The 10,052-nt window shown below is 69.3% G+C and carries 8 protein-coding genes and 1 pseudogene; 7 read left to right on the forward strand and 2 right to left on the reverse strand.

Annotated features, from left to right (window positions below):
- The first annotated feature begins 286 nt into the window (after positions 1–286).
- A complete protein-coding gene (locus NBG84_RS04775; RefSeq protein WP_250917996.1) occupies positions 287–1,468 on the forward strand; it encodes a TetR/AcrR family transcriptional regulator in 1,182 nt (393 codons plus the stop codon).
- A gap of 168 nt (positions 1,469–1,636) precedes the next feature.
- Positions 1,637–3,031 (forward strand): annotated as a pseudogene (locus NBG84_RS04780) (M4 family metallopeptidase); the annotation flags it as partial.
- Positions 3,032–3,404: 373 nt separating this feature from the next.
- Here the strand turns inward: NBG84_RS04780 and NBG84_RS04785 are convergent.
- Complete coding sequence (locus tag NBG84_RS04785) at positions 3,405–3,794, reverse strand: YybH family protein (RefSeq protein ID WP_250917997.1); 390 nt, start codon at positions 3,792–3,794, stop codon at positions 3,405–3,407.
- Positions 3,795–4,033: 239 nt separating this feature from the next.
- Between NBG84_RS04785 and NBG84_RS04790 the strand changes: the two genes are divergently transcribed.
- The 4 genes from NBG84_RS04790 (at position 4,034) to NBG84_RS04805 (ending at position 8,376) form a co-directional block, all read left to right on the forward strand.
- On the forward strand, positions 4,034–5,284 hold the full coding sequence (locus NBG84_RS04790; RefSeq protein WP_250917998.1) for a hypothetical protein: 1,251 nt from the start codon (positions 4,034–4,036) through the stop codon (positions 5,282–5,284).
- 398 nt (positions 5,285–5,682) lie between these two features.
- A complete protein-coding gene (locus NBG84_RS04795) occupies positions 5,683–6,960 on the forward strand; it encodes an APC family permease (RefSeq protein ID WP_250917999.1) in 1,278 nt (425 codons plus the stop codon).
- Between the two features lie 40 nt (positions 6,961–7,000).
- Positions 7,001–7,507, forward strand: coding sequence for a hypothetical protein (locus NBG84_RS04800; RefSeq protein WP_250918029.1), 507 nt, complete (start codon positions 7,001–7,003; stop codon positions 7,505–7,507).
- Between the two features lie 428 nt (positions 7,508–7,935).
- Positions 7,936–8,376 carry a VOC family protein gene (locus tag NBG84_RS04805; RefSeq protein ID WP_250918000.1) on the forward strand — a complete coding sequence of 147 codons (441 nt, stop codon included), beginning with the start codon at positions 7,936–7,938 and terminating at the stop codon, positions 8,374–8,376.
- Between the two features lie 644 nt (positions 8,377–9,020).
- Here the strand turns inward: NBG84_RS04805 and NBG84_RS04810 are convergent.
- Positions 9,021–9,614 carry a TetR/AcrR family transcriptional regulator gene (locus NBG84_RS04810; protein WP_250918001.1) on the reverse strand — a complete coding sequence of 198 codons (594 nt, stop codon included), beginning with the start codon at positions 9,612–9,614 and terminating at the stop codon, positions 9,021–9,023.
- 129 nt (positions 9,615–9,743) lie between these two features.
- Here NBG84_RS04810 and NBG84_RS04815 point away from each other — a divergent pair.
- Positions 9,744–10,052: amidase family protein (locus NBG84_RS04815; protein ID WP_250918002.1), on the forward strand; the 309-nt coding region annotated here is incomplete at its 3' end.

Genomic DNA, 10,052 nt, shown 5'->3' on the forward strand with positions numbered 1-10,052 from the left:
CGACGTGGCGCTGCCAGGCTGCCGTGTTGAGGGACGGCTGTGCGGGAGGTGGGCAGCGACCCTGCTGGGTGTATGTCACCCCATACGTTAGGTAGGATTTACTTAGCCCTTCGATACGCCTTGGACCCAGAAGCGCCGAAAGCGCTGAGGTAGGCGGGCCGAAGGGCGATTGCAGCCCCGTAGCCCGTGCCACCGACCGAGAGCAACATGTGTGAGCTGCCGATCACAACAACGGTCGTATGTTGTACCTTTACCCGAGGCGGCTTACAGCGAGGGGCGAACAGCGATGGCGGCGGAAGTCCCGCGACGCACCACAAGCAGACCCCCTGACCGCAAGGCGCGGATCATCGCCGCGGCAGCTGATCTCTTCTGCGAGCGCGGCTATCACAATGTCTCCCTCGCCGATGTGGCACTCGCCGTCGGCATCACCGCCCCAGCGCTGTACCGGCACTTTCGGGGCAAGCCGGATCTGCTGCTCCATGTGGTGGACCGCACCATCGACCGAGTGCGGGACTCCGTGGAGTCGACCCCCGAACTCGATGCCTATCTGCGCTCGTCGGCCACCCACAGCCTGGACCACCGGGGAGCGGCGGTCCTTTGGCAGCGTGAGGCCCGTCATCTGCCCGACGACCGGCGCGAGGCGCTTCGGCGCACCCTGAGTGATATCGCCGGTCAGATCGGTGCGCTGATCCATGCGGAACGCCCCCAGCTCGCTGAGTCCGACCGGGATCTGCTGGCATGGGCCATCCTGTCGGTGTACGGCTCCATCTCCTGGCATCGCACTTCGTTGCCCCGTCGCCGTTTCGAGCAGTTGCTGTACCGGCTCGCCTGTTCCGCCGCACACGCGCAGCTCGGCACCGCACCGCTCACCGACGGCGAGGACCCCGCGGTCTCCGGGCATCGGGGAATCGCGGTGTCACGCCGCGAGGAGATCCTCATCGGGGCGATCCGGCTCTTCGACGAGCGAGGCTTCCAGTCCGTCAGCACCGATGACATCGGCGAGGCCGCCGGGGCGTCCGGCCCCAGCATCTACAAGCACTTTCCCACCAAGACCGATCTACTCGTCGCCGCGGTCATGCGCGGCGGCGAGCAGCGTCGAGCCGGAACCGCCCTGGCGCTGGCCGCACCGGGCACCCCGTACGAGGTCCTGGACCGACTGGTGCGCTCGTATGTGGACTTCGCCCTCAGTCAGAGCCATCTGATCGGGCTGCTCATCGGCGAGCTGGACCAACTCCCCGAGAAGGAACGGAAGGCCGCTCGGCAGAACCAGCGGGAGTACCTCGCCCTCTGGGCGCGCCTACTCGGGGACGTTCGGCCGGGTATCGACGCGGCGGAGGCCAGGATCGTCGTCGGCGCGGTTCTCACCGTCATCGACAATGTCTCCCGGACGGGACGTCTGGGGCAGCGCTCGGATCTTGCGGACCGGCTCACCGAAATCGGTGTCGCGCTGCTGATGAGCCAGGACTAGCCGCTTCCTTCGAGGGCCTTCGCCGACCAGGCGGAGGTTGGCGGGGCTTGGCCTGGTGGCTCCCAACTCCTGGAGACCGTGCCCGATCCACCTGGCAGGACGTTCGCCAGCGTCCATGCGGTGGTCCGCCTGACCGTCGGTGGCAGGGGCGGCAAGGGGGTCTTCGCCACCGATGCCAGCAGTGGTGAGAAGCTCTTTGAGTGGCAGGCGGTCCGCAACGGCACCGGCCACACCCAGTACAGCGGCCAAGTCACCCTCGGCAGCACCCCGTCCGGCACCTCGTACAACCTCACCGACAGCGGACGCGGCAACCACAAGACGTACGACGTGAACAAGGGGACCCCTGGCACGCCCACCCTGTTCTCCGGGTCGGATGACATCTGGGGCAACGGCCTGCCGGCCAACAACGAGACCGCGGGCGCGGACGCCGCGTACGGTGCCGGTGTCACCTGGGACTACTTCAAGAACGTCCACGGCCGCAGCGGTATCCGTGGCGACGGTGCCGGCGCGTCCTCTCGGGTCCACCACGGCAACAACTACTCCAACGCGTTCTGGCAGGATTCCTGCTTCTGCATGACCTGCGGCGATGGCAGAGGCAACGCCAGACCGTTCACCTCGATCGATGTCGCAGCGCACGAGATGACCCACGGCGTGACCTCCGCGACGGCCAACCTGGTCTACGGCGGCGAGTCCGGCGGGCTCAACGAGGCGACCTCCGACATCCTCGCCGCCGCCGTCGAGTTCCATGCCAACAACCCGCAGGACGTGGGCGACTACCTCGTCGGTGAGAAGCTCAACGCCGGCGGAAAGCCCGTGCGTCACATGGACCAACCCAGCAAGGACCGCATCTCCGAGGACTACTGGTACGAGGGCATCGGGGCCATCGATGTCCACCACTCCTCAGGCCCGGCGAACCACTGGTTCTACCTCGCATCCGAAGGCAGCGGCGCCAAGACCGTCAACGGCGTCAACTACAACTCGCCCACCAGCGACGACCTGCCCCTCACCGGCATCGGCCGGGACAAGGCCGCACTCATCTGGTACAAGGCCCTGACCACGAAGTTCAACTCCACCACCGACTACGCCGGAGCACGCGCCGACACCGTCGCGGTGGCAACCGAACTCTACGGAGCGACCAGCCCCGAGGTGAAGTCGGTGACCGATGCCTGGGCCGCGGTAAGCGTCGGTCAGCGCCACGACGACGGCACCCCTGCGGGCCCTGTCTTTGAGAGCACCACCACCGTCCCCATCCCGGACAACGGCCCCGCGGTCACCTCCCCGGTCTCCGTCTCCGGAGTTGCGGGCAACGCCCCGGCAGGGCTCCGGGTCGGGGTGAACATCATCCACAGATGGCGCGGCGATGTGGTGATCGATCTGATCGCACCCGATGGCACCGTGTACCCGCTGAAGCCGTTCAACGCGGGCGACGCGGGAATCAACGTCACCGTCACCTACCAGGTCGACGCCTCGACCGAGGTAGCCAACGGCATATGGAACCTGCGGGTGCGGGACCAGGCGATCGGCGACACCGGCCATATCCAGAGCTTCAGACTCACCTTCTGAGCCAACAGCGTAGCGAGCGGGCCTGCACGCGCCCGGGAGGACCTCAAGCCCCCCGGGCGCCCCGGCGCACCCTCGTCGGACACGCGCACGAGTCCGACGCCGGATTCGCGTGGAGCCGTACGCCGGCCACGTCGAGGACGACCGCCGGATCAAGCGGGCCCGGGTGAACTACGCCGGGGCTCGGGCGGCTTCCCCCGTTCCTGCCAACCCGGGCGGGCGCCCGCCACCAGAAGGCAGGCGGAAACGCGCGCTGCCACCGGGAGGGCAAAGGGAGCGGATACGTTGGCGAGCCGCCCTGGGCGCGCACCGGTTGCCCCGGCTGGCCGGGCTTCTCCGTCAGAGTCCGGGCCCGGCCGGAGGCGCTGCCCTGGTGTCAGACGGGTTTGTTGAACATATAGCGGGCGATCCGCCAGGAGCCGTCGGCGTGGTCGAAGACGAACAGTTCACGGTTGCGCTCGGGAGAACGTGTTCCGGTGGCGAGGTCGGTGGAGTGGCCTTCCGAGCGGGTCAGCGCATGGGCCGTGGCACCGTCGACGCTGATGTCGTCAACGGTGAAGGCCACCTCCAGCCGGATAGTCGCGAAAATGGCTTCGTACCCCTCCAGCAACTCCTGCGCGCCGGTGGCTGTGGGACCGTCGAAGGGCAGGAACACCCCTTCCGGGCTGTAGAGCGAGACGGCCAGGCGCGCGTCGGAGGCGTTCAGCGCTCTCTCGTAGACGGTGAGCAGGTCACGGACGGCGGCAGACTGAGTGTCCTCGGCCATCGGCCTCTCTCCTCTCCTTCGGGCCACGGCCCAGGTGGCCGGAGGCGACAAGGACGATCTTCGCCGCACCTTGCACCCCGGGCCGTGCGGAGCGCCAGGTGCGGCGACGGTACACACGTTCGGCCCATGAGTCGCCCCCGTCACGCCGCTCCCCGGGCGGAGACGGACGGTGCGCCGGGCGTGACAGGCTGGCGCGGCCTCCGCCCTCACAGGCCGTTCTTCACATATACGTGTCCTTCATGACAGTCGATGTGATCACAGTCGTCTCCGTGGAGGAACTGGTCTCCGCGCTGGCAGGTGCCGGTGCTTCGAGGGAAGTCCGGGTCGAGGGCAGACTTGAGCGGGTTCCGGAGGTGAGCCTGCCGCCCGGAGTGAGCCTCGTCGGCGCCGGCCCCGGCGCCGGGCTGATCTTCGCCGACCAAGCGGACGGGGTCCGCCTCACGCGGGACAACCTATTGGCCGGGCTGCGCCTGGAAGCCGCTGCCACCTCACGTGCCGTGTGCAACGACACCCGGCACGACGCCCTGGGTACGCTCACCCTGCGGGATGTGGTGACGGTCGGGCGGGTGGAGATCGTCGCCTCCGACGCGGTCCGCTCCGGACATGTGGTCGTCGACGGACTCGACATCGAGGCTGCCGACGCCCGCGACGGCACGCCCCGCCCCAGCGGCTACGGCGTCGAGGTCCTGCACGGCGCGTTCACCCTCCACAACCGGCAGCAGGACCCAGGTGTGCTGATCACCTGCGACCTGACGGGGCTGTCGGCCGGGAGAAAAGACGCGCCCGTACGCGGCGGCGGGATCTTCGTCTCCGGGACCGACGGCGGCGGACGGGTCACCGGCACCCGTCTGCACACCGGCACGGTCCACTCGGACGGTCGCATCCCGCCCGGCACACCGGGACAGATCAGCGGTGGCGTTTTCGTCGTCCGCGCGACCGTCACCGAAGTCGTCAACCACGGCCCGGTCACCACCTACGGCCCCAACGACATGGTCCTCGACCTATGGGGCGCCGTCGAGACCTGGACCGCCAAAGCCCCGATCACCTCACACGGCCCCAGCGGTATCGGGTTCGTCAACTTCGGCACCATCGACCGACTCACCATCACCGCCCCGATCGAGACCTTCGGAACCGGAGCGCGCGGGTTCAACATCTACGACGGCACCGTCAACACCATCGAGTTCGACCGGATCACCACCCACGCCGACGCAGCCGTCGGCGTCCAGATCAGCAAGCCCTTCGGTACCCTGACCGTCCATCACGGCATCGAGACCCACGGCGGAACCGGCGAGAGCCTGGTGAAAGGCAAGATCCAGACCCTTGCCGCGACCGCCCTGAGCCTCCAACCAGGCACCCGGGCCACTGCCATCCGCATCGACGGCGGCATCACCACCCACAACGACGACGTACCCGCCGTCGAGATCCACGGCACCGTCGGGGAGTTCACCCTCACCGGAGGCATCCACACCCGCGCCACCGGCCCGCACTGAAGCCGCGTTGCTCGACAGCTCGACAGTGAGGGGCGCCGTGAACAGACATGCCGGTCAAGTCCAAGCGCCGCCTTGAGCGTCGATCCCGAACGCGGTGAACGCCGTGTCGCCCCGACCCTGACCGCGATCCCCTTCATCCCGGGCACGATCGCGTACCGGGCCCGTGCCGGACGGTCGCGGTCGAAGGCCGGCGGGTGGCCGCGTCGTACGGGGGTGAGCGGCCGGTGCCGATGCTTCTGACGGGGACGGCGAAGCGCGGGCCGTCGACGGAGGCGAGCCGCCGCCGTGCGTGCCGCCATGGCCTGAGGTGCCGGTGACGGGGGGTGCGGAGGGCGCGTATATCGTCAGCCGATATCGGATTCCGCAAGACGCGATCCCGGCCGCCGAGGAGTGAGTCCATGAGCGGGTCATCGACAACCACCGGGATGCCGGACGAGTTGCGGCGACGGCTCGGGGTGTCCGACGCCGTGGTGATCGGTCTGGGGTCGATGATCGGCGCGGGGATCTTCGCCGCACTCGCGCCGGCCGCGCGAGCGGCCGGCTCCGGGCTCTTGATCAGCCTGGCCCTGGCCGCCGTGGTCGCCTACTGCAACGCCACCTCCTCCGCCCGGCTCGCCGCCCGGTACCCGGCATCGGGCGGTACCTACGTCTACGGCCGCGAGCGGCTCGGCGACTTCTGGGGCTACCTCGCCGGGTGGGCGTTCGTGGTGGGTAAGACGGCCTCCTGCGCGGCCATGGCCCTCACGGTCGGCTCCTATGCGTGGCCCGGACAGGCCCACGCGGTCGCGGTCGCCGCCGTGGTGGCGCTGACATGCGTGAACTACGCCGGGGTGCAGAAGTCCGCGCTGCTGACCCGCGCGATCGTCGCGGTGGTCCTGGCGGTGCTCGTCGCGCTGGTGGTCGCCGCGCTCGCCTCTGGTACAGGGGACGCGGCTCGGCTGGACATCGACTCCGACGCCACCGTCGGTGGGGTGCTCCAGGCCGCGGGTCTGCTGTTCTTCGCCTTCGCCGGGTACGCGCGCATCGCCACGCTCGGCGAGGAAGTCCTCGACCCCGCCCGCACGATCCCGCGGGCGATCCCGATCGCACTGGGCATCACCCTGGGCGTCTACGCCGTCGTCGCCATCTCCGTGCTGAGCGTCCTCGGTCCGCAGGGGCTGGCGGAGTCCGCTGCGCCACTGTCGGACGCGGCCCGGGCATCGGACGCCGACTGGCTCGTCCCCGTAGTCCGCGTCGGCGCGGCGGTAGCCGCTCTCGGCTCCCTACTCGCTCTCATCCTGGGCGTCTCCCGCACCACGCTGGCCATGGCCCGGGACCGGCACCTACCGCACGTACTCGCCGCCGTACACCCCCGCTTCGCAGTGCCCCATCGCGCCGAGGTCCTCGTCGGCGCCGTGGTGGCGGTGGTCGCCGCGACCGCAGACGTGCGCGGAGCGATCGGGTTCTCCTCCTTCGGGGTCCTGGTCTACTACGCCGTAGCCAACGCCTCCGCCTGGACACTCACCCCCGGCGAGGGCCGCCCCCACCGTCTGATCCCCGCCGCCGGGCTGGCCGGATGCCTCGTCCTGGCCTTCGCCCTGCCCCTGTCCTCGGCCCTCACCGGCACCGCGGTGATCGCTCTGGGAGCCGCCGTCTACGGCCTCCGCCGCGCCCTGACCCAGCACCCCGCGTCCTAGCCGCGGTCCGGCCACGGGTGAACGGCCCGCGCCATGATCCATCACCCCAACACCCGTGGGGGGTCTGCTCGGCATCGGCTTCGCCGTCCATCCCGACAGCGGTCACGACCTCGTCATGGTGGTGTCCAGCGACGGCCATGGACTCTTCGACGCGGTCACCGGCGAGAAGATCGCCCGCGACCGGGACCCTGACCCCGAAACGAGCACCCCTGACGCCCACCCGGACCTCGCCTGCCCCGGGCTCGGCCCGATTGCAGGCGTCCCGGTGCGCATTGCCGGGCTCTTCGGCGGGGGCCTGCACAGCACCACACCAGACGGCTGGACCCTGGACATCGTCAGCCCGGAGTGGCCCCATGAACGCGTCGTCCTCTCCGCCGACGGCGGGTCCCGCAACGGTCCGGTGGGAGGGAGGTGGTGGCACATCTTCCACTCTGACTACTCGGAGCTCCGCGCAGCCGGGTTCTCTCCCTCAGGCCTGACCCTGGCGGTCGCCACCAGCAGCGACCTCACCCTCTGGACCCGACCTGAGCTCCACTTCGACGACTGAGTGGACAGCGTGGCACCCGGTGAGGCGGCGACACATGGACCGGGTGGAACCCGCCGGGACGCTGGGTGGCCGAGCAGGGCCCGCCAACCAGATGATCACCCCCGCCCAGTCGGAACCACTCGAACCGATCACAGGACCGGAACCACCGCGGGGAGGCACGATGCTCAAGCGCACGCTGCGAATGGTCGAGGAAGCATGGAAAGCGGGGACCGCCTGCTGCGGCTGATCGTCTTGAGGAGAGCGGCCGCCTGGGCCGCACTCACCCTCGGTGGTGGCGCCCGGCTCGTGGGTCCGCCGTAGCGGTGCTGAGGCGCGATCCGGATGGTTCGGAGTTCGGCGGTCTGAGGATGTCGAGAACGTGCCACCGGCTCCGTCCCAGGGACATCATCGACCGCCACCGGCCGCACGAGGAAGAAGGAGAGACCAGCATGGCGATTCAGCGGATGGACAACGTCGGCATCGTCGTCGAGGACATGGATGCCGCCATCGCGTTCTTCGTGGAACTCGGTATGGAGCTGGAGGGCAGGGGGGAGGTCGAGGGGCTCTTCGCCGACCAGTGCACCGGACTCGACGGCGTCCGCTGTGACATCGCCATGGTGCGGACCCCGGACGGCCACAGCCGGCTTGAGCTGGCGAAGTACCGCAGCCCCGCGGTGATCAGCGCCGGGCCTCGCAACCGGCCGCACAACACACTGGGCACGCACCGCGTCATGTTCGCCGTCGACGACATCGAGGACACCGTTGCCCGGCTGCGCCCTCACGGCGCCGAACTCGTCGGCGAGATCGCCCGGTTCGAGGACAGCTATCTGCTCTGCTACCTCCGCGGACCGGAGGGCATCATCGTCGGACTGGCCGAGCAACTGCGTTGAGAAGGAGAAACCGAACCAGCCAGGTGAACGAGATCATCGAGGCCCTGAACCGCCCGATCAGCCAGGAGCCGCTGGCCCATGACGTGACCCGCCCGGCCTACGCCGCCAGGGACGGAACCCCGCGCAGCGTACCGATCGCCTCCACCTGGAACGGGTCGCGCATCGGCATGTGGACGACGAAGAACGCGCCCGACCGCCACCCTCGCGCACAGGCCCCTGAAACAACGGCATCTGGAGTACCGCACGCGACGGCTCACACGGCGTGCCTTCCTCCTCGGGGAGGGTCAGTTCTGCGGCCCCGAAGCAGTGCGGGCCCGCAGCGATCCCGCCACAACCCACCCCCAGCGACGACATCCCCGACAAAGGGCTTCACACCCACGACTTGAGGAATCCAGCACCGGTGGCCAGAGGGGGCGGCTACCGGGTTCAGCAGTGTCGCCCGCCTCAGGAGGGGCCTGAAGGAGCTGTCGGCGGGTGAGGCCGTGCTGCGCCTTGGTGCGCTGACGCCTGTGCCGGCGCGACGGATCATCGAACTGTGGCGAGTCCGGGAAGGGAGGGCGTGTGCGGTCGGCGACCCTGACGGTGGGTCAGGGTGCGGTCGAGCGGTTCGGGAGGTTCCCGGTGGTGTGAGGAGGCCGGACGGGTTACTCCCAGAGGCCGGCCAGGTGTGCGTGGAGGACGTTGTGTGCCTCTTGCGGGGTGAGGTGGCCGATGAGGACGTGCGTGGTGAGGCCGTCCGCGAGCGCCAGGAGAGCGCGGGCCTCACGTTGCGGATCGAGGGGCGGGGTGTGATCGGAGCCCTCGCCGGCCTCCGAGATAAGACGGGTCAACGCCTCCTGCAAGGTTGCGTAGTTCGCCTTCAGCGTCCTGGCGAGCACCTTGCTGACAGCGGCCTGCGCGACGAAGGCGAGCCAGACCCTGGCCTCGGCGCGATGCTCCATCCGGAGCAGCGAGATCTCGGTGGCCGCGTGCCCCAGCGCGGTGCCGGCCGACTGGGCCGGGCTCCTGACGAGGCGGGCCTGTACGCGCTCCATGATCCGCTCACTGATGTGCCCGAGAGCGAACACGAGCATCTCTTCCTTGGTGCGGAAGCACCGCTGAACGGCACCCATCGACACCTGCGCGCGGGCCGCTACGTCGCGAAGGGTCACACCCTCCAGCCCGCGTTCGTCGGCGAGGTGGCAGACGGCCTCGGCGATAAGGCGGCGTCGGCCCACATGATCCACCTGCCTGGGCATGCCCGGTCCCCTCCTTGTTTCACAGTGCTCCGCTTTCGCAGCACTTTATGCGATGCGCTCGTATCGGTTCCAGGGGTACGGTTCGGTTCCGATGCAAGCGCATCGGTACGGGATGGGGAGGGAAGAGTCATGCGGGACGCCCTGTGGAAGATGACAGCCGCCGCGCAGGCGGAGGCTGTGCGCGGCGCGGAAGTCTCAGCTGCCGAACTGGTCGACAGCCACCTGGACCGGATCGCCGAGGTCAACCCGCGGGTGAACGCGGTCACGCAACTCCTGGCGGAGCGCGCACGTGAGGCCGCGGCACAGATGGACCGTCGGCGGGCCGCCGGTGACATGCTGGGACCTCTCGCGGGGGTGCCTTTCACCGTGAAGGAGAGCACCGCGATCGAAGGCGTGCCGACCACGTTCGGTACGGAGCGCTTCCGCGATCTGGTGGCG

It is taken from the genome of Streptomyces albipurpureus (assembly GCF_023701525.1).
GTDB classification, from domain to species: Bacteria; Actinomycetota; Actinomycetes; order Streptomycetales; family Streptomycetaceae; genus Streptomyces; species Streptomyces albipurpureus.